15 protein-coding genes are annotated in these 21,781 nt (G+C 51.1%); 11 read left to right on the forward strand and 4 right to left on the reverse strand.

All coding sequences use genetic code 11. The features are described 5' to 3' along the window. The 7 genes from ACO0LM_RS06120 to ACO0LM_RS06150 form a co-directional block, all read left to right on the forward strand. Positions 1-4,091: beta strand repeat-containing protein (locus ACO0LM_RS06120; RefSeq protein ID WP_423035274.1), on the forward strand; the 4,091-nt coding region annotated here is incomplete at its 5' end. A 352-nt stretch (positions 4,092-4,443) separates the two neighbouring features. Then, complete coding sequence (locus ACO0LM_RS06125; RefSeq protein ID WP_423035276.1) at positions 4,444-5,148, forward strand: SapC family protein; 705 nt, start codon at positions 4,444-4,446, stop codon at positions 5,146-5,148. An 81-nt stretch (positions 5,149-5,229) separates the two neighbouring features. Continuing rightward, entirely contained in the window at positions 5,230-5,823 is a 594-nt protein-coding gene (locus ACO0LM_RS06130) for a class I SAM-dependent methyltransferase (protein WP_423035278.1), read from the forward strand. A gap of 349 nt (positions 5,824-6,172) precedes the next feature. Beyond that, positions 6,173-7,480, forward strand: a complete 1,308-nt coding sequence (locus tag ACO0LM_RS06135) for a glycosyltransferase family 4 protein (RefSeq protein ID WP_423035280.1) — start codon at positions 6,173-6,175, stop codon at positions 7,478-7,480. A gap of 526 nt (positions 7,481-8,006) precedes the next feature. Beyond that, positions 8,007-9,872 (forward strand): type I secretion system permease/ATPase, encoded by a 1,866-nt coding sequence (locus ACO0LM_RS06140; RefSeq protein ID WP_423035282.1) that lies wholly within the window; start codon positions 8,007-8,009, stop codon positions 9,870-9,872. A 2-nt stretch (positions 9,873-9,874) separates the two neighbouring features. Beyond that, positions 9,875-11,230, forward strand: a complete 1,356-nt coding sequence (locus ACO0LM_RS06145) for an HlyD family type I secretion periplasmic adaptor subunit (RefSeq protein ID WP_423035284.1) — start codon at positions 9,875-9,877, stop codon at positions 11,228-11,230. Positions 11,231-11,232: 2 nt separating this feature from the next. Continuing rightward, positions 11,233-12,603 carry a TolC family outer membrane protein gene (locus ACO0LM_RS06150; protein WP_423035286.1) on the forward strand — a complete coding sequence of 457 codons (1,371 nt, stop codon included), beginning with the start codon at positions 11,233-11,235 and terminating at the stop codon, positions 12,601-12,603. Between the two features lie 100 nt (positions 12,604-12,703). Here ACO0LM_RS06150 and gatB read toward each other — a convergent pair whose 3' ends face one another. From gatB to gatC, 4 genes are all read right to left on the reverse strand, one after another. Further along, positions 12,704-14,170, reverse strand: coding sequence for an Asp-tRNA(Asn)/Glu-tRNA(Gln) amidotransferase subunit GatB (gene gatB / locus ACO0LM_RS06155; RefSeq protein WP_423035850.1), 1,467 nt, complete (start codon positions 14,168-14,170; stop codon positions 12,704-12,706). An 86-nt stretch (positions 14,171-14,256) separates the two neighbouring features. Further along, positions 14,257-14,736 (reverse strand): hypothetical protein, encoded by a 480-nt coding sequence (locus tag ACO0LM_RS06160; protein ID WP_423035288.1) that lies wholly within the window; start codon positions 14,734-14,736, stop codon positions 14,257-14,259. Next, positions 14,733-16,187 (reverse strand): Asp-tRNA(Asn)/Glu-tRNA(Gln) amidotransferase subunit GatA, encoded by a 1,455-nt coding sequence (gene gatA / locus ACO0LM_RS06165; RefSeq protein WP_423035289.1) that lies wholly within the window; start codon positions 16,185-16,187, stop codon positions 14,733-14,735. Before gatA ends, ACO0LM_RS06160 begins: the two co-directional genes overlap by 4 nt. Positions 16,188-16,202: 15 nt before the next feature. After that, positions 16,203-16,511: an Asp-tRNA(Asn)/Glu-tRNA(Gln) amidotransferase subunit GatC gene (gene gatC / locus ACO0LM_RS06170; RefSeq protein WP_423035291.1), complete on the reverse strand. Its 309-nt coding sequence runs from the start codon at positions 16,509-16,511 to the stop codon at positions 16,203-16,205. A gap of 288 nt (positions 16,512-16,799) precedes the next feature. On the opposite strand from gatC, the gene ACO0LM_RS06175 reads away from it, so the two are divergent. From ACO0LM_RS06175 to mrdA, 4 genes are all read left to right on the forward strand, one after another. Continuing rightward, positions 16,800-17,843 (forward strand): rod shape-determining protein, encoded by a 1,044-nt coding sequence (locus ACO0LM_RS06175; protein WP_422983775.1) that lies wholly within the window; start codon positions 16,800-16,802, stop codon positions 17,841-17,843. A gap of 183 nt (positions 17,844-18,026) precedes the next feature. After that, positions 18,027-19,187 carry a rod shape-determining protein MreC gene (mreC, locus tag ACO0LM_RS06180; RefSeq protein WP_423035293.1) on the forward strand — a complete coding sequence of 387 codons (1,161 nt, stop codon included), beginning with the start codon at positions 18,027-18,029 and terminating at the stop codon, positions 19,185-19,187. Continuing rightward, positions 19,184-19,702 (forward strand): rod shape-determining protein MreD, encoded by a 519-nt coding sequence (gene mreD / locus ACO0LM_RS06185; protein WP_423035295.1) that lies wholly within the window; start codon positions 19,184-19,186, stop codon positions 19,700-19,702. The genes mreC and mreD overlap by 4 nt, the downstream gene beginning before the upstream one ends. 79 nt (positions 19,703-19,781) lie before the next feature. Next, positions 19,782-21,779 carry a penicillin-binding protein 2 gene (mrdA, locus tag ACO0LM_RS06190; RefSeq protein ID WP_423035297.1) on the forward strand — a complete coding sequence of 666 codons (1,998 nt, stop codon included), beginning with the start codon at positions 19,782-19,784 and terminating at the stop codon, positions 21,777-21,779. Positions 21,780-21,781 lie beyond the last annotated feature (2 nt).

A 21,781-nucleotide genomic window follows, 5' to 3' on the forward strand; every position in this document is an offset into this window, starting at 1 on the left:
ACGAAACACTGACAGTCAACAGCGCAGGCGCCAACAACTTCATCGGCACACTGAACCTGCCAATGGACACAGGCTCTGCTGGTAAAGTCATCATCACAGGCAACACCAACCTGAACCTGGGTTCTACCACCAACGTCGTCAACGCAGCGGTTGGCACGATTGAATCCGTCAACTACCAAGGCGGCATCCTGCAAGCTGCAGGTCGTCTGTCCACAGTAGATGCATCCGCTTTCACCGGCAACCTGTTGATCAACCTGGGCAACGGCATCTTCACCACTGGTAAAGCAGACACATCGGGTCAAACCCAGGACGTCTCCATCATCGGCGGCAAAGGTGCTGACACCTTCATCCTGGCTGACACCGTCGAAGCGGGCGACAGCATCACTGGTGGCGATGGTAACGACACACTGATCGTGGTCAATGGCGGTAACGTCACAGCCACCTCCAGCGTCATCACCAAAGTTGAAGCCGTGCAAATGTTGTTGAACAATGCATCACAAGCCATCGACTTCAGCAAACTGCCAGATGTCACCGGCGTACTGGTTCGCAACGTCTCCAACACCAATGCAGTTGCTCCACTGGATTCCGCACCAGTAGCGGGTACGTCCATATTTGCCCTGAACAAACTGACTGTAGCGCAAGCCGCCAACATCTCCATCCAGCACAGTGACACAGGTTCCAACGGCATCGGCCAAAGTCAACTCAATGCCCGTCTGGCCACAGACACCGGCACTAGCGACACCGTTGCCGTGACCATCGTAGAAGGCTTGAACACCGATCCACGTTTCAACTTCACCCTGACTACAGGCGCAGCTGAAAACCTGACCATCGTTGATGCTGATTCTGAAAGCAACACTGTTGCCCTGGGTAGCGTTGCTGCGCACACAGGCACCGTGACGATCGGTACTGCAGCTGGTACAGGTAAAGCAGGCGGCTTCATCAACTTCGATACAACCACAGCTGGCGCCAATGGCGGCCTGACACGTATCGACGTCACTGGTGCAGCAGCAGCAGACATCACAGGTGCAGTTGACCTGTCCCTGACAGCTGGCCAAGTCAAACTGGTTGCCGCAACCATCGATGCCTCCGCAGAACTGGCCAACGTCACTATCCGTGTATCTACCAACGTAGCAGCACTGAATGGCGCACAAAAAATCACCATGGGTGCCGGTAACGACACCGTGATCTTCGATAACATCCAGGACACACGTGCTGGTCTGTCTATCTCCGACACCGTAGCCGGTGGCGCAGGTACAGGCGACACGCTGGTGATCGACGGTGATTTGACAGGTGCTAACCTGGGCGACACCATCGCTCTGGGCGCGTCTGAATGGACCAACGTTTCTGGTTTCGAAACCATCCGTCTGATCGGTACTTCCAACAACGCTGGTACTGCCGGTGCTGGTAACTACCGTCTGACATTGACCGATGCCCTGATCGCTGCCAACAACAACGGCGGTGTACTGGCCATCGTGAATGACAACGATACAGCCAATGATGCCAATAACACTGCTGACACAGCGGGTACAGGTATTGAAAGTGCAGCCGTTATCGATGCCCGTACCCTGAGCGCCACAAGCCGCTTCAGCTACAACGGCGAAGAAGGTGCATCCCGTACAGCTGACCGCATCATCTTCACTGATGCCAACTTCAATGGCTCCCACGCTATTGACGGCGGTGCTGTGGACAACAACACCACCAACAACACGTTTAAAAACGACGACGTCATCGAACTGCGTAATGCAACTAACGCATCCATCGGCGACTTCAACGGCATCAAAAACATCGGTAACATTGAACTGACCAACGACACAGCGATCACTCAAGTGTCCCAAATCCAGTTGAATGACACCATCGTTGATGCCCTGGTTGACAGCTACCAAGCGTCTAACAACACCACGCATATCGAACGTCTGACGATTCGTGCGATCGACAACATCAACGTTACTGGTGCAACAGTTGGCGTGTCCATCGATGCAGGTGCCTTGACAGACAAATCTGCACTGGACGTCACACTGGCCCGTGGCGCCAACTTCCTGAGCCTGGGTGCTGGTGCTGACCGCGTTGTGCTGCTGGGTAACTATGTTGCCGGTACCTACGCTACAACAGAAAACGGTGTGAACGTGAATGCACAATCTACAGCAACTGCTGTAGCACGTGTAGTGACAGACACTATCAACCTGGGTGGCGGTAACGATACACTGGTCACTTACGGTGCGCTGAACCTGGCAGGTGCTACATTGTCCGGTATTGAAACCATTGCAGCGAACTCTGCTCTGGTCATCACGGCTTCTCAGTACGCTGGCCTGGTCGCTGCTCGTACAGCATTGAGCCTGAGCACACCAGTGATCACTTTCAGTGGCAGCATGGTGCATCAACTGACGATCGTTGATGATATCGTTGGCGCCAATAACATCGATCTGTCCCTGATCTCTGTTACAGGCGGCTCGTTGATATTTGACGTAGTCAATCAGTCCAATGCAACGGGTGGTGGCGTGAACAACACGACCACATCCAACGCAGTGACAGTTTCTGGTGGTGCATCCGCTGGTGCTGGTACAGTCGGCCTGACGCCAACGAACGGCGGAAATGCTGCCCTGACTTCGCCTAACACATTGACGAACGGTGTTGATCTGTTCAACAATGCAACACTTGGTCTGTTGAATGCAAACTTCGGTGGTATTGCTTACGCAACGCCAACCATCAATGCAGCAACCACATTGACTACAACACAAGCCAACTTGACGGTTAGTGATGTGATTAATTTCGGTACAGCAACGACAGATACACTGGCATTCACTGGTGCGGTAACAGCGTTGTCAGTGGTGACTGGTAACGTTATCAATGGCGTCGCAGTAGGTGGTGTGGAAGTTCTGCAACTGGATAACACGATCAACTCTGTTACCATGACGTCTAATAATAACGCTGCGTTGATAGTGAACGGTGGTTCAGCATCTGACGCGGTTACATTTGTTGGTGGCGCTAACGGTACAGTCACCGTTAATACTGCTGCTGGTAACGACGTAATCACTTTGACAGCAACTTCCGTTGCCACTGAAACTCTGAACCTGGGTGACGGCGACGACACATTTAACTCTGTGACATTCGGTGCAGCTACTGTTAAAGCTAACGGCGGTAACGGTATAGATACTTATGTATCTACTAAAGCAGCTGGCTTTACTGATGCGGATGCAACACTGTTGAGTAACTTCGAAATATTGAATGTTGTCGGTGGTTATACTCACAATTTGGATACTTTTGCAGCAATCGCAGGTTTCCGTACTGTACAGCTGTCTACAAATGCAGTGACTACAGTAAGTTCCTCCCTGGCATATAAGGCAATCGCTACTGGTTTCACTGTCAACGCAGCAGCTTTGGCTCCAGATACAGTCGCGTTGACTTTGGCTGCAACCAATGGCGCAGCACTGAATGTGACTAATCTGTCTTCCAATTTGATTGCGACTGGCGAAACTGGTACGTTGTCTGTTGCTTTGGTTGATAACACAGTTGACAATGCGTTCAGTGTAGCTACCGGCAACGGTGCTGTTACATTCACTGGTGGTCATGCAACTGACACAGTGACAGTGACAGGTACAGCTTCCTCTATCAATGCAAGCGGAGCAGTATCCAAGTTCAATATCACTGGTGGTGTAGCGAATGAATTGATTGTTGGTGGTTCTGCTGCCGATACAATCGCTTCTGGAGCTTTCGTTACAACAATCACTGGCGGTGCCGGTGTTGATTTGATCACATTGACTGCCGGTACAGCACAGACAGTAGTCTTGGCAAATCTCGCAGTTAATGCCGATCAAATCACAACCTTCACTGCAGGCGAAGATAAACTGCAAGTCTCCAAAGCCTTGTTTGCTGGCTTGACTTCTGTTGTCGGCAATGGCTTCTCTGTTGCAGCTGAGTTCGTTGCTGCTGCTGGCGGTGCTGCTGTTGGTACCAATGCACAATTTGACTACAACACCACAAATGGTGTTCTGTCTTATGATGCAGATGGTACTGGTGCTGGTGCTGCAATTGTTGTTGCAACCTTGAATGGTTTCCCAGTAATAACAGCTGCCGATATCGTTATTGTTGCTTAATAACACAGGTAGTTAAAACGTGTTGTGACCTTAGCTACTTTTTAGGCAACATCAAAAAGTAGCTGAGTAGTGACACAAATTAAGGCCCATCTCCTTTAAAGGGATGGGCCTTATGTTTATTGAGAACGTGTTGGGCTTTGGTCCCTTTAGGGACGATAAGTAAAGACGTTAAAAATAAACATGCGCTCAGCGCTTGAAAATTATTAAGCGCGCCCTTATTTGTTAGCGACGATCTAGTAAAACATCTAGAGTGCGCGAGTCAGCAACAAGTGAAGTGATCAGCACCAATGCAGTGATTTATTTTGCAGTGCTAGCCATTTTAAATGTGAGTATATTTTTTGGAGTTGTAAAAATGTTTCTAAATGCTCAAACCCTGGACAAGACCCTGCATGGCTCTTTACGCTTTCAACCCGCAGCCGATTTTGCGTTTGCACGTAGCTTGGCTACTGCACCATTGGCTCCAATAGAAATTGCAGAAGCAGCCGAGTTTTACCCTGTTCTGTTCACGCCTAATGGCTTGTTGAATGCGGTTGCGGTTCTCGGCTTAAGAGAGCGTAATGTGTTCCTGAATGAAAAAAATCAATGGCTCGGTACCTATGTACCGGTACATGCACGTCGTTATCCATTCATTTTGGGTCGCGTTGGCGATACGGACGAGTATTTGCTGGCGGCGGATATGGATGCGCCGCAATTCAATACCACAGAAGGCGAACTGGTATTCACAGACAAGTCTGAACTGAATCCTTATTTCGATAAAGTGATTGAGTTGCTCAACACGTATGAAAAAAACCTGCGCGAAGGCCGTGCGGTAATGAACGAACTGGAAACAAGCGGCGTTCTGGCCTCCAAAGACCTGAGTTTCCGCGAAGGCCATGAAGTACATGTGATTGGTGGTTTCCGTGTGGTTGAACGCGAAAAAGTCATGGCCCTTGACGATGCGACCCTGGCACGCTGGGTACGTAACGGCCTGATGGCCTTGCTGGAGCTGCACTGGGCTTCTTTCCGTCACCTGCCGAAAGTGGCTCTGGCTTCTTCTCGCCCAGACCAGGTTCAATAATTGACATGTTGTCGTGAGTGACGTCAAAATGGGGCAAAGTTTGCCCCATTTTCTTTGGCTCAATGCTCTCAAATGAATAGTTTGAAATTACTCCATGTTGGCTGCGGGCCGCAAAACAAGGCAGGAACTACACCGTATTTCCAATCCGATGACTGGCAGGAAGTGCGGTTTGATATTGATGTAAGGGTAAACCCGGATATACAGGGCACACTGACCGATATGAGCGCGGTGGCGACCGGTTCCATTGATGCTGTCTACTCCTCACACAATATTGAACACCTGTATCCGCATGAAGTCGCTGTCGCCCTGAAAGAAATATTACGTGTGCTGAAGGATGATGGTATTTTCGTCGTCACTTGCCCGGATTTAATGTCAGTCTGCAAGCTGGTTGCCGAAGACAAATTGCTCGAACCCGCCTATATTTCACCTGCCGGACCGATTTCACCGCTGGATATCCTGTATGGCCACAGAGCCGCCATGGAAAAAGGTAATCTGTACATGGCACATCGCTGCGGATTTACCCAAAAAGTATTGATGAATGTCCTGGCTGGCGCAGGTTTCAAAACCGTAGTCGTTGCCTCACGCGCAGCAGCGTTTGATTTGTGGGCGGTTGCCAGCAAGAATGCCAGACCGATCTCTGAAATGGAAAGTCTATTGCGCGCCCAGCTGAAATAAGCGGCTCTGCATAGGTCGCGATGCGAAAAAATCCTGTCCTGCGAGACGTCCCCGAGGAGTCATTAACTCCAGGGATATCTTGGGAACTGCAAGCTATGCAATAGTGCATGGATGTTCTGGCTATGTTTTTCGTGACTGATAGCGGAAATGCCAGGTCGAACCAGAAATGGCATATTCATGACCATCATTTGCGCCCGGACGGCGTGCTGAAAGCATGCAAACGCCTACCTATCTGCAATCGGTGCAGGCTAGATTGACCTGGTTTTCAGCATAATCACTGAAGTCAATGCGCTGTTTGACGTTTATAGTGTGATAATCAAGTTTGTTCGTTATCCTGCCTATCCGCACCATGAAAATACTGTTTGTTCATCAAAACTTCCCGGCTCAGTTCACCCATCTGGCACCAGCGTTAGCGGCCGATGCGTCGAATGAAGTCCTGGCCCTGACGTTGCAGAAAAACGCTCCAGCGTTATGGAATGGCGTGAAAATCGTTTCCTATCAGGTGGCGCGCGGAACGTCGAAAGAGATTCACCCCTGGCTGGCAGACAGTGAACCCAAGGTCATCCGTGGCGAAGCGGCCATGCGTGCTGCCCTGCAATTGCGTGAAGCAGGATTTAGCCCCGATATCATCATTGCCCATCCGGGTTGGGGCGAGAGCTTGTTCCTGAAAGAAGTCTGGCCGAATGCCAGAATGGGTGTCTATGGCGAATTCTTTTATCACCCCAGCGGGGCCGATGTCGGGTTTGACCCGGAATTTCCCACAGACTCCATCGATCAGGTATGCAAGGTCCGGCTCAAGAATATTAACAACCTGCTCAATATGCCACTGGCAGATGCGGCCATTTCACCGACACACTGGCAAGCCAGTACCTTCCCCAGTTCATTCCGGGAGCGTATCAGTGTCATTCATGACGGCATTAATACCGATTTGATTGTTCCTGATCCGGGAGTATCCATGAGCCTGGGTAATGGCCTGGTCCTGACTCGCGATGATGAGGTGATTACCTTCGTCAATCGCAACCTGGAGCCGTACCGCGGTTACCATATCTTCATGCGCGCCTTGCCACAGATCTTGGCCGAACGTCCTAATGCCCGGGTCTTGCTGGTGGGAGGCGATGACGTCAGCTATGGTGCCAAATCCGCTACCGGGCAATCCTGGAAAGATATCTTCTTCAATGAAGTGAAGCACCTGATGCCAGAAACAACACTGAAGCGCATTCACTTCCTGGGCATTATTTCTTACCAGCACTTTATTCCCTTGCTGCAGTTGTCACGGGTGCATGTTTATTTGACTTACCCTTTTGTGCTGTCATGGAGCTTGCTGGAAGCCATGAGTGCCGGTTGTGCCATTGTTGCATCCGATACACAACCTCTGCGCGAAGCAATACATCACGATGAAACTGGTCGCCTGGTGAATTTCTTCGACGTTGCAGGGCTGGCAAAAGAAGTGTGTGACTTGCTGGACCAGCCTGATGCCAGACAAAGGTTGGGGGCCAGTGCAAGGCGTTTTGCCCGGGAATTTTATGATTTGCAGCGCGTTTGCCTGCCCGCACAGCTGGAATGGGTGCAGCGCCTGGCAACCGAAACAAAAGTTAACAATGCTGTGGATATATCGGAACAATCGCTGGTAAACACGGCCGGAATTGAGTTAAAATAAATCTATAGCCAGCAAGACCATTAAGAACTCGCGCCCCACAACGGATATTGTGGGGCGTTTTTTTATTTGGTGTCCGACTTCTACCGCATAGGCGCTACCCCTTCATCACATGAAATTATGCATGGTTTCTGTGACTCTGATCACAAAAATGTCGAATATTTTCTCTCGGAAATAGCCTGTCTATGGTCGTTCTTTACATTTCCCCCTTCTTTTTTCAAAAAAAATAAAATGGCAGGATGTGGGAGTATGTCGCTAATTTCGTTGGAAATTATCTATATACAGGGGGGGGTATATGAAATTTGCAAAGAAGCGCCAACAAAACACATTTAAAATCAAATTTACTTGTGTTACGCTTTCGAAAAATGTGATGTAGGTCACATTTAATTGATTTGTGAACAGGGATAATGCGGCCTTGTCTTGAAGCGCACTATAGTGACATGTAGTGACCGTGCATCTTCATCGTGGCATCAGGCGGTATCCCAATTAAATTGGCTGTTTTTAGCACTTGAATGTGCAAAGAATACAAATGATCTCGAAACTTAAAGCCCCACAAACTGAAATTGCACAAGTCTTGATGACTTTCAGGAGTGCATTTAGAACCGTTGGCATTTTCAGTGCCATCATCAATTTACTGATGCTGGCGCCATCCCTGTATATGTTGCAGGTATATGACCGCGTTTTGCAAAGCCGCAATGAAATTACTTTGCTGATGTTGACCATGTTGATGCTGGGTGCCTATGCATTGATGAGCGCGCTGGAATATATCCGCAGCTTCGTCGTGATACGCCTGGGTGCCAAGCTAGACATGCAAATGAACAAGCGTGTGTATACCGCAGCGTTTGAACAAAACCTGAAACGTGGTGGCGGTAATGCCGGCCAGGCTTTGCAGGATTTGACGCAAATTCGCCAGTTCCTGACTGGTAGCGGTTTGTTCGCCTTCTTTGATGCACCCTGGTTCCCAATTTACCTGGCGGTCATTTTCATGTTTGACGTCTACCTCGGTTTGTTCGCTCTGGGTGCGGTGATCATCATGGTGATCCTGGCGTATGCCAATGAAGTGGTGTCCAAAAAACCTCTGGCAGAAGCGAATGCCATGGCGATTATTTCCAGCAATCTGGCCACCAACAACTTGCGTAATGCAGAAGTGATTGAAGCCATGGGCATGTTGCCTAATCTGATGTCACGCTGGTTCAAATTGCATGGCCGTTTCCTGCAATTGCAGGCAGAAGCCAGTGAAAAGTCCGGCATTATCACCGCGATCAGTAAATTTGTACGTGTTTCGGTACAGTCGCTGGTACTGGGTTTTGGTGCGCTGCTGGTAATCGAAGGCAAAATGTCACCAGGTATGATGATTGCCGGTTCCATCCTGCTGGGTAAGGCAACCGGTCCTATCGATCAATTGATCGGTGTTTGGAAACAATGGAGCAGTGTCAAGAGTGCCTATGACCGTCTGAATGAATTGCTGGGCGCAAATCCTGCTCGCAAGGCCGGTATGGATTTACCTAAACCACAAGGTGCCCTGTCTGTTGAAGGCGTCACAGCAGCGGCTCCAGGTTCTACTGTGGTCGTGTTGAAAGGTCTTGGTTTCGCATTGCAACCAGGTGATGTACTGGGTGTGATCGGCCCTTCAGGTTCTGGTAAATCAACACTGGCACGATTGCTGGTGGGTGTGTGGCCTGCCGCTGTCGGCAAAGTGCGTCTGGACGGTGCCGATATCTATCAATGGAATAAAGACCAGTTGGGCCCGAATATCGGTTACCTGCCGCAAGACATTGAACTGTTTGGCGGTAGCGTCGCAGAAAACATTGCCCGTTTTGGTGATGTGGATTCAGAAAAAGTCATCCTGGCGGCCAAGCGCGCCGGCGTGCATGACATGATCCTGCATTTTCCTCAGGGCTATGACACCCGCCTGGGTGACGGTGGTGCAGGTTTGTCAGGTGGCCAGAAACAGCGTATCGGCCTGGCGCGTGCCATGTATGACGACCCTTCGCTGCTGGTTCTCGATGAACCGAATTCCAACCTCGATGATGTCGGTGAACAGGCACTGGTGATGGCGGTTAACGATTTGCGTCAGCGTGGCAAAACCATCGTGCTGATCACCCATCGCACGACCATCCTGGGTGCTACTACCAAATTGCTGCTGTTACGCGATGGCGCTGCCCAGGCTTTCGGCCCACGTGATCAGGTATTGGCTGCACTCAATCAGGCTAATCAGCAGCAGTTGCAACAAGCACAGCAAGCGCAGGCGGCAGCGCAGCAGCAGGCAGAAGCACAGCAGGCGCAAGCTCAGGGCGGTCTGCAGTCTGCAGCGTCGGAACCTCCGGCAGATACACAAGCAAGAATTGATGCCAGCGTCCTGGCACAAACGGATGCTACAGCGGAACAGGAATAATCATGAAAAACGCACTGGTTAAGAAAAACATAGTCACCGATGTGGCAACCCGGCCTGTAGAAGTGCTGGAAGTGAATACGGATGCACGTAGCTACTCTCGCCTGGGATGGATCATCATCCTGGTTGGCGTGGTCGGCTTCCTGTTGTGGGCATCGCTGGCCAAGCTGGACAAGGGCGTGCCGATGAGCGGTAACGTGGCTGTGGCATCCAGCCGCAAGGTCATTCAGCATCAGACTGGCGGTACCGTGGATGAGATCCTGGTCAAGGATGGTGATGTGGTTCAGGCTGGTCAGGTTTTATTGAAGATGAACAACGTCAACGCCAAATCTGCGGCAGAAATCGCCCGTGTACAATTGTTCACGGCGCAGGCCATCGAGGCACGTCTGACTGCCGAGCGCGAAAATGCCAAGGCCATCCGTTTCCCTAAAGAACTGGATGAAGCCAAGAATGATCCGCGAGTAGCCAGCAATATGCTGTTGCAGCAACAATTGTTCACTACACGTCAAATCTCCATACAAAGTGAACTGGGTGCGCTGGATGAAAACATCAGTGGCCTGAAGTCGCAGTTCAAAGGCCTGGAAGAATCCATGGTCAGCAAGAAGCAGCAACTGGTGTTCCTCAAAGAACAGCTCGACGGCATGCGTGATCTGGCCAAAGATGGTTATATTGCCCGTAACCGCCTGTTGGATATGGAGCGTACTTATGCCCAGGTGAATGGCAGCATTTCTGAAGACATAGGCACCATGGGCCGTGTATCCCGTCAGGTGACTGAAATTACCCTGCGCAAATTGCAGCGTCAGCAAGACTATCAAAAAGAAATCCGCACCCAGTTGTCGGATGTGCAGAAAGAAGCAGAATCCCTGCAAAACCGTTTGACTGCGCTGGATTTTGATCTGGGCAATGTCTTCGTCAAAGCACCGGTAGCAGGCACCATCGTTGGTTTGAATGTATTTACCCAGGGTGCGGTAGTGCCTAGCGGCTTCAAATTGATGGAACTGGTTCCGCAAGATGACAAGCTGATTGTTGAAGCGATGTTGCCAGTAAATCTGGTTGACAAGGTACACAAAGGCCTGAAGACAGAGCTGATTTTCTCTGCCTTCAATACCAATACCACACCGCATATTCCCGGCATCATTACTCAGGTATCAGCTGACCGCACTGTCGACGAAAGAACCGGCCAGGCATTCTACAAAGTACGTGCTGAAGTTGCTCCTGAAGGCATGAAGCTGGTTGCAACCCTGAACATCCGTCCGGGTATGCCAGTAGAATTGTTCGTCAGCACGGGTGACCGCACGATGATGAATTACCTGCTGAAGCCAGTGATTGATCGTGCCAAAACCGCGATGACGGAGGATTGATCATGACTACATCCAGGATGCGTCTTAAACTGGTTGCGGCTGCTTGCGGTATCTGCCTGTTGTCTGCCGGTTCGGCGTCGGCGATAGGCCTGATGCAGGCGTATGAATCAGCTCTGGTGAATGATCCGACCTACCGCTCGGCGGTGTCGGAAAACATCGCAGGCAAGGAATTCAGGAAGATAGGCCGCGCTGGCTTACTGCCTACCGTGCAGTATAACTATGGCACGGCCAAGAATAAGGCTGAGATTACCCAGCCTAATCCTTATGTATCGATACAGCCTGGTGTTCCGACTATCACCAATAACTATGATTACACCAGCCTGACGAATACGCTGTCCTTGCGCCAGACCTTGTTCAGTCTGGATACGACAGCTCGTTACAGGCAGGGTATTGCCCAGACCAATTACAGCGATGCGATTTTTACCGCACGCAGTAAGGATCTGATGATACGTCTGGTTGCTTCCTACGCCGATGCCAAATATGCTGAAGACCAGGTAGAACTGTTCCGCGCACAGCGCAATGCCTATGCAGAACAGAAACGCATCAATGAACGCATGTTTGAAAAAGGTGAAGGCACCAAAACAGACATGCTGGAAACCCAGGCCAAGCTCGATGTTGCAGAAGCACAGGTGATTGAAGCGCAAGACAATCTGCTGACAGCACGTAATACCCTGGCAGCCATCGTTGGGGCGGAAGTGACGCAGCTTGACGGTTTGCGTCCGGATTTTCATATCATGTCAGTGGTACCCGCCAGTTTTGACGAGTGGATGAATATCGCGAATGAAAGCAATCCTGAAATTATTGCCGGTAAATATTCGATCGAAGCTTCTGAAGAGGAAATCAACAAGAGCAAGGCTGGCCATTCACCACGCCTGGAATTGAATGCAAGTTACAACCGTTCGATATCCGACAGTCTGGTCAACCGCAGTCAGGATCAGACGGTCAAAAGCATTGGTGTGCAACTGGTCATTCCTTTGTATTCGGGTGGTTACGTGAACGCGATCAGCAATCAGGCGGTCGCCAATCGCGACAAGGCCAGGGCTGAACTGGATGCAACACGCAACAGGATTTCCATCGAATTGCGCAAGCAATTCAACGCCATGCAGACGGGTGTCAACAAAATCGAGGCCTTGCAGAAATCAGTCAACTCGGCAACTTTGCTGGTGGAAGCGACCAAGCAAAGCGTCAAAGGGGGCGTGCGTATCAATCTGGACGTACTGAATGCAGCACAGCAACTGGTGGCAACAAAACGTGATCTGGCGCAAGCAAAATATAACTACCTCATCAGCTTCCTGAAATTGCGCGTGGCTGCAGGTAACTTGACGATGGATGATTTGCAGACTGTATCAGCTTACTTTTCACCTATGAATTAATCCTTGCTCGCCAGGTTCACCAGATCAGCACGGCCTGGCTTGGCAAGCAGCAAATAAAAAACGCAGCTAACAAGCTGCGTTTTTTTTATGCCAGCCTTGATTAACCCGCCAGTTTCTTTTTCAGTAATTCATTCACCTGGGCCGGGTTGCCTTTACCCTTGGTCGCTTTCATCGCCTGGCCGACCAGAGAGTTGAACGCCTTTTCTTTACCCGCGCGGTATTCGTCGACAGATTGCTGATTGGCAGCCATGACTTCGTCGATGATTTTTTCCAGCGCACCAACATCAGAAATCTGCTTCAGGCCTTTGGCTTCAATCACCTGATCTGCCAGATTGGCATCCGCTGTCGGTGCCTGCCACATTGCAGAAAACACTTCCTTGGCAATCTTGTTAGAGATCGTGCCGTCGGCAATACGCTGCAAAAGCACGGCCAACTGCGCTGCCGTTACCGGGATGGCGCTGATGTCCAGGCCTTCGCGATTCAGGGTTGCTGCCACATCACCCATCATCATGTTGGCGGCTGGTTTGGCTTGTGCTGCACCGGCGATGGTCACCACGGTTTCAAAATAAGTGGCCATGCCTTTGGATTGCGTCAGCACAGTGGCATCATATTCGGGTAAACCATATTGCTCGATAAAGCGCTGGCGCATGGCAGATGGCAGTTCCGGCATGGTGGCCCGTACTTGTTCTACCCATTCGCGGCTGATCTTCAGTGGTGGCAAGTCGGGATCAGGGAAGTAGCGATAATCCATCGAATCTTCCTTGTCGCGCATCTTCACGGTAATCTTTTTATCCGGGTCGTACAGGCGCGTTTGTTGAATGACCTTGCCACCATCTTCAATCAATCTAATCTGGCGGCGCACTTCATAATTGATCGCCTCTTCCAGGAAGCGGAAAGAGTTCAGGTTCTTGATTTCGCAGCGCGTGCCAAATTCTTTTTGACCAACCGGGCGTACAGAAACGTTTGCATCGCAGCGGAAAGAACCTTCCTGCATATTGCCATCACAAATGTCCAGCCAGGTGACCAGCGAATGCAGGGCCTTGGCATAGGCAACCGCTTCAACGGCGCTGCGCATGACCGGTTCTGTGACGATTTCAAGCAAAGGTGTGCCGGCACGATTCAAGTCTATGCCTGTCATGTTCTGGGCTGCGCCGTGCGTGGATTTGCCGGCATCTTCTTCCAGATGGGCGCGCGTCAATTCGATGTTCCTGAATTCCGTCTTACCATCTTTTTCAAAGACGCAAGGGACAAACCCACCTTGCACCACCGGGATTTCAAACTGGCTGATCTGATAGCCTTTTGGCAGATCAGGATAGAAATAGTTTTTACGCGCAAAGATGGATTCCGGCGCGACAACAGCACCTACCGCCAGGCCAAACTGTATGGCTTTTTCTACCGCGCCCTTGTTCATGACCGGCAATACACCAGGCAAGGCCAGATCAACCGGGCTGGCCTGGGTATTCGGTTCGGCACCAAACTGTGTCGACGAACCGCTGAAAATTTTTGAGTGGGTCTTGAGTTGAGCATGTGTCTCAAAACCGATAACGACTTCCCATTGCATAATAATTCCTTGTCTTGTTGCCTGATGTTGCCTGCTATTTACCGGTGTAAGAAACTGGGTAGGAAACCGGATAAGAGGCGCATCAATTAATTTTATTGATCATACTTGCAACTGCCGGTTTTCACATCCACCGTCAGTGCTGAAAAATTCTTGCGTGAACCACACAGCGTAGGGCAACTGGGCTTGATATGCAGCGCATCGCCTTCCTGTTCCAGACGTATGCTGCATTGATAACCGCGGTCAAAATCATAACCACGCTTAGTCCTGGCTGCCATCGCATCCTTGAGTCTGATACGCCAACCCTTGTCTGTCAGTTCTGCTTCCAGTCCATCGTTCATGTCGATACTGCATTCATGGCCGTGATTGGTGCGAAAAACTGATGATTCCCATTGAAACTCGGTGATCTGCGTACCGTTTAACTGGAAACGTGCCTGATCACTCAGTATCAGACGTTCACCAACGCCATCTTCCAATTGGGTCAGAGTACAGACTACGCGGGTATCCAGCACCTGTGCCGATGCCAGATTGCATAGCAGGTACATGGCACCAGCCAGGAGGAATTTCAAGTTCATTGCGGTGCGCGGGCATGCCAGTCTGTCGCCTGCTGGAACTGGTGCGCGACATTCAATAATTTCGCTTCATCGAAATAATTACCGATCAATTGCAAGCCGACCGGGCGTTTCGCATTTTTTTCACCTTGTCCAAAGCCGCAAGGGATGGACATGCCGGGCAAGCCCGCCAGGCTGGTCGATAAAGTGAAAATGTCCGCCAGGTAGTTGGCCACAGGATCATCCGCCTTGGAACCCAGGTCCCAGGCTACTGTCGGTGCCACCGGCCCCATGATGACATCGCATTTCTCAAAGGCCGCAGCAAAGTCTTGCGCGATCAGGCGGCGTATTCTTTGTGCCTGCAAATAATAGGCATCATAGTAACCATGTGACAGCACATACGCACCGACCAGGATACGGCGCTTGACTTCGGCACCAAAACCTTCAGCCCGCGATTTTTTGTACATGTCTTCGAGGTTTTCGTAATTTGCCGCGCGATGACCATAACGCACACCGTCAAAGCGGCTCAGGTTCGAAGACGCTTCTGCCGGTGCAATAACGTAATACACAGGGATGGACAACTCGGTTTTCGGCAGGGAAATTTCCACCAGCGTTGCACCCAGTTTTTCATATTCTGCCAACGCAGCGCGTACGGCCTGTTCCACATCCGCTGCCAAGCCTGCAGAGAAAAATTCTTTCGGCACACCTATGCGCAGGCCTTGCAGCGACTTGTTCAGGTCACGGTTGAAATCTTCCTTTTTACGTTCCAGCGAAGTGGAATCCCTGGCGTCGAAGCCTGTCATGGCATTCAACAAGATGCCGCAATCTTCAGCCGTCTGGGCGATAGGGCCACCCTGATCCAGGGAAGATGCAAAGGCGATCATGCCATAGCGTGATACGCTGCCATAGGTAGGCTTGATACCTGTCACGCCGCAAAACGAAGCCGGTTGACGGATGGAACCACCGGTATCGGTCGCCGTGACAGCAGGTGCCAGGCGTGCAGCAATCGCTGCTGCCGAACCGCCGGAAGAACCACCAGGGACGGCAGTCTTGTCCCAGGGATTTTTTACCGCACCGAAATAGGAATTTTCATTCGATGAACCCATGGCAAATTCATCGCAGTTCAGCTTGCCCAGGGTGACCGTGCCAGCCTTGTTGAACAGATCAACCACGGTAGCATCAAAAGGGCTGACATAATTTTCCAGCATGTGTGAACCGGCAGTTGAGCGCCAGTCGCGCGTCACGAAAATATCTTTGTGCCCGATAGGGATGCCAGTCAGTGTCGTAGCATCGCCAGTGGCCAGGCGTGCATCAGCCGCAGCAGCTTGTTTTAATGTCAATTCCGGATTGACATGCAGGAAGGCATTCAGGTCACTGGCAGCAATACGTGCCAGGTAATGTTGGGCCAGTTCAGTGGCAGATACCTGCTTGCTGTGCAGCAGGGCGGATAATTGCGAAATAGTCTTGGTATGCATAAGTGAATGTAAGGCTTATTCAGTCTCAATAACCTGGGGTACGAGGTAGAGGCCATCCTGGATGGCAGGCGCGGGTTTCTGGTAGTCTTCGCGATGATTGCTTTCGCTGACCACGTCTTCACGCAGGCGCAATGCCAGCTCTGGCAACAGCGCCGCGATTGGGTGGCTCAGCGGGGCAACGCCGGTGGTATCAACGGCTTTCAATTGCTCTACCAGCGAAAAAATGCCATTCAGTTTTTCCAGGGTGGAGATTCGCTCCGCTTCTGAGGTTTCTATTTTTGCCAGATTGGCAATTCTTATCACATCTTCAAGTGTCAGCGACATAGGTCAGGGGCGCAAAGCTGCGCGAAAAAGAGTATCAAAAAATACAAAAACCGATAGTCAACAGAAAGCTGAATTTTTGGTGTTGATATCGAATAAATTTATACAGATTATAAGGTAGAATGCCGGGTTAATGCCCCAAATGCCTCGCTAAAATCCCTTAACTTGTTCAGATAGTCGCTTGGACAGATGACGGCAGGCAGGTGACAGGTGAGCCTGGGGCTAAAAGTTCGGTAGCGCGTTCCTTCAAAACATGGGCGTGCCCACAATCAGTTAAATACAGGACAATACATGTTTGGTTTTTTACGCAGTTATTTTTCAAATGATCTGGCGATCGATCTGGGAACAGCCAACACGCTGATTTATGTTCGCAGCCAGGGTATCGTACTCGACGAACCGTCCGTTGTGGCAATACGCCAGGAAGGCGGCCCTAACGGCAAAAAAACCATCCAGGCGGTGGGTAAGGAAGCCAAGCAGATGCTGGGCAAGGTGCCTGGCAATATTGAAGCCATCCGGCCGATGAAAGACGGCGTGATTGCCGACTTCACCGTCACCGAGCAGATGCTCAAGCAATTCATCCGCATGGTGCACGATACCAAATTTTTCAAACCTTCGCCGCGCATCATCATTTGCGTACCTTGCGGTTCTACCCAGGTTGAGCGTCGCGCGATTCGTGAATCGGCACTGGGCGCGGGTGCTTCCCAGGTCTACCTGATTGAAGAACCGATGGCGGCGGCGATCGGTGCCGGCTTGCCGGTGTCTGATGCAACCGGTTCCATGGTGGTTGATATCGGTGGCGGTACGACCGAAGTCGGTATCATTTCCCTGGGTGGCATGGTCTACAAAGGTTCTGTACGCGTTGGTGGTGACAAGTTTGATGAAGCCATCGTCAATTACATCCGCCGCAATTACGGCATGCTGATCGGTGAGCAAACCGCAGAAGCAATCAAGAAAGCGATCGGCTCGGCTTTCCCCGGTTCCGAAGTCAGGGAAATGGAAGTCAAGGGACGCAACCTGTCCGAAGGCATCCCGCGTTCTTTCACCATTTCCAGCAATGAAATTCTGGAAGCCCTGACAGACCCGCTCAACAACATCGTATCCGCCGTTAAAAACGCGCTGGAACAAACACCGCCAGAACTGGGTGCAGATATTGCCGAAAAAGGCATGATGCTGACCGGTGGCGGCGCACTCTTGCGCGATCTGGACCGTTTGCTGATGGAAGAAACCGGCTTGCCAGTCATCGTGGCAGAAGACCCGTTGACTTGCGTGGTGCGCGGTTCTGGCATGGCGCTGGAGCGCATGGATAAACTGGGTTCGATTTTTTCATACGAATAAAAACAATCGCATGCGGGCGCGACAGCAGATTGAAAATCTGCTTTGCTCCCGGTGCCATTGCCAATACGTGAATACGTGATAAGAGCCGCTACTGCGGTTCTGACCAACTGAAAAAACCTCGATCAGGCTATTTCTGCTTATAAAAACTGGTTAACACTGGTTATTGAGACTCACCGGTAAAGTATGGATTACAGCCCACCACCACTCTTCAAACAAGGCGCGTCTGCCCGCGCCAGAGTGGTCTTCTTCGCCGTCCTGGCGATTTTTCTTCTGGTTGTCGATTCCCGTCTTAAATCACTGACTTTGGCCAGGCAAGTACTGGGTACCGTGCTTTACCCTGTGCAGATGATAGCGGTCATGCCGCGTGATACCGTCAAGCGGGTTTCCGATTACTTTGTGTCGGTGACTGCGCTGGAAAAAGAAAATGCCCAACTGCGCCGGCAACAGACACAAAATGCCGATACCATGCAACAGACTGGGCAATTGCTGGCGGAAAATAACCGTTTCCGCAAATTGCTGGAAGCGCGTGAACGCCTGCCCGTTAAATCTATCATGGCCGAGATCATTTATGATGCCCGTGACCCATCTACCCGCAAGGTGATTATCGATCGCGGTATCAAGCATGGCGTGGCACTCAGTCAGCCTGTGATTGATGACCTCGGTGTGGTTGGCCAGGTCACCAGAGTGTTTCCATTGACGGCAGAGGTCACTTTGCTGACGGATAAGAATCAGGCCATACCGGTGCAGATCATCCGCAATGGCTTGCGCAGCGTTGCCTATGGACGTGGGCAATCCAGTTACCTGGACATGCGCCTGACCGCCAATGCAGATATACAAAATGGTGATCAACTGGTGACTTCCGGTATCGATGGTGTCTATCCGGCTGGTCTGGCGGTGGCCAAGGTGGTGCAGGTGGAAAACAAGGCTACCACTACCTTTGAAAACATCCTGTGCGTTCCCGCTGCTGGCATTGACCGCAACAAGCAGTTACTGGTGCTGATGGTATCCATGGACAATCTGCCACGCCCTGATACAGAAGATGTGCGTGCCAAGAAAGAAAAACTGAATCGCAAGGTGACGCGTGATGCCGCCGCACCGGTTTCCGATGTGCGTCCGGTCGATCAGCCTTTCAATCAGCCGCCCAAGGATGCACCGGCCAATCCGGTTAAAGATGTACCCGTCAAGGATAGTCCGGTCAAGGATGCGCCACTCAGCCAGCCAGGCAATCAGCCTGCTAACCAGCTAGCTAACCCTACCAAAGACGTGGCCGTTAAAGATCAGCCAGTCAAAAATGCACCTGTCAAAGAAAGCCCGCCGGCACCCAGCAAGGAGAAAGGACAATGAACAGTCCCCATTACATACTGTTACCAGTCAGCCCAGTCTTCATTGCACTCAGTTTTGCGGTTGCTTTTTTCCTCAATTTCCTACCCTGGGGTAGCTGGATAGGGATACCGGATTTCGTTGCCCTGGTACTGGTGTTCTGGACCATTCATCAGCCGCGCAAGGTAGGCATAGGCGTGGCATTTGCCATGGGCTTGCTGATGGACGTGCATGACTCCGTCAATCTTGGTGAAAACGCATTGGCTTACACTTTGCTGTCGTATTTTGCGATCATGATACACAGGCGCGTGTTGTGGTTTCATCCGCTGACCCAGTCGCTGCATGTATTCCCGCTATTCCTGTTTGCCCAGGTAGTGCAGGTGACAGTACGCCTGCTGGTGGCGCCGAATGCCCATTTCCCTGGCTGGATGTATTTCCTGGTCAGTATCGTGACTACAGCCTTGTGGCCAGTCGCTACCCTGCTGTTGCTGGCACCGCAAAAAAGGGCGATTGATAAGGACGATACCCGTCCCATCTAGTACGGGCGCGCTGGTTCTGCCCACCCAGCATGAGCAACTTGCCGAATCGCATCTGTTAAGTTAGTCCCACATTGACCCTATGACCGAACTCAAGAACACGGAACGCGAATTACATTATTTCCGCATGCGCCTGCTTTTCATTGGTGTATTCGTGTTCCTGTGTTTTGCTGCGCTGATTTCGCGTTTTGTCTGGTTGCAGATCATCAAGCATAATGACTATGCCTTGCTGGCAGATGAAAACCGTATCGATATCGTACCCGTCGTACCCAATCGCGGGCTGATCATGGATCGTAACGGTATCATCCTGGCGCGTAATTATTCTGCGTACACGCTGGAAATTACACCCTCCAAAATCCGCATTGATCTGGATGTACTGATTGATCAACTGGCAGTACTGGTCGATATACAACCCAAGCACCGCAAGCGTTTTCGCAAGTTGCTGGAAGATTCCAAAAGCTTCGAAAGTCTGCCTATACGTACCCGCCTGACCGATGAAGAGGTCGCCCGCTTTACGGCGCAGCGTTTTCGCTACCCCGGTGTCGATATCCAGGCCCGTCTGTTTCGTCAATATCCACAGGGTGATGCGGCATCCCACGTGATTGGCTATATCGGTCGCATCAGCCCCAACGATGCCGAAATTATCGATGAGATGGAAGACGCCGCCAACTACAATGGTACGGATTACATAGGCAAGGAAGGGCTGGAAAAAAGCTACGAAAAAATCCTGCACGGTAATACCGGTTTTGAAGAAGTGGAAGTATCAGCCGGCGGGCGTGCCGTCAGGGTATTGTCGCGATCTGCCCCCACGTCAGGAAAAAACCTGATCTTGTCGGTGGATATAGAGCTGCAAAAAATCATAGAAGAAGCATTTGGCGAACGCCGTGGTGCACTGGTGGCGATAGAACCGGTCACAGGCGACGTATTGGCATTTGTGTCCAAACCCACCTATGACCCGAATCTGTTTGTAGAAGGCATCGATCAGCAAAGCTGGACTGAATTGAACTCCTCGGAAGACAAGCCACTGCTGAACCGGCCACTGACAGGTGCCTATCCACCGGGGTCCACCTATAAGCCCTTCATGGCACTGGCTGCACTGCAACTGGGCAAGCGTACCACGACGCAGGCGATTGCCGATCCGGGTTATTTCACTTTCGGTAACCATACATTTAAAGACGATAAGGTAGGCGGGCATGGCATGGTCGACATGTACCGTTCCATCGTGCAATCCTGTGATACCTATTACTACATGCTGGCGAATGACCTGACGGTGGATGTCATGCATGATTTCATGGCACCGTTTGGCTTCGGGCAAAAGACCGGCATTGATCTGGAACATGAACGCACCGGTTTGCTGCCATCTACGGCCTGGAAGCGTGCGACTTTCAAAAAGCCCGAGCAAAAACGCTGGGTGCTGGGTGACACGATCTCCCTCGGTATCGGACAGGGTCAAAATACGTTCACTCCTTTGCAAATGGCGCATGCCGTCGCGACTCTGGCCAACAACGGTGTGGTTATGAAACCGCATCTGGTCAAAATGACGGAAGACCCACAAAGTCGTCAGCGGACGTTAACCGTGCCCAAGGAAAGTTATAGAATTCCACTCAAGCAGGAAAATATTGATTTCATCAAAAACGCCATGGTGGGTGTGACCAAGGAAGGGACATCGGCAAAAGCATTTATGAATGCCGAATATGTGTCCGGTGGTAAAACTGGTACGGCGCAGGTGGTCGGGATCAAGAAGGGCGAAACCTATAACGCCAAACGCATCACTGCACGTCATGTGGATCACTCTCTGTATATCGCATTTGCCCCGGCCGACCAACCCAAGATCGCCATCGCGATTATTGTGGAAAATGGTGGTTATGGCTCGGAAGCGGCAGCCCCTATCGTACGCAAGGCGCTGGATTATTATCTGCTGGGAAAACGCCCGCAGGACAAGGACAGCAAAGACCCTGTACCGCCACCAAAATCCCAAAGTGATATGGCCCTGTACCGTTCCGATGCAGAAATAAAAACACCTGCCGAACCAGACCCGGGGCCGAAGCCCGGTGGCGAAACCAGCGGCAATAAGGATTGATC

The organism is Undibacterium sp. Di26W (assembly GCF_049340265.1).
In the GTDB taxonomy this organism is placed as follows: domain Bacteria; phylum Pseudomonadota; class Gammaproteobacteria; order Burkholderiales; family Burkholderiaceae_D; genus Undibacterium.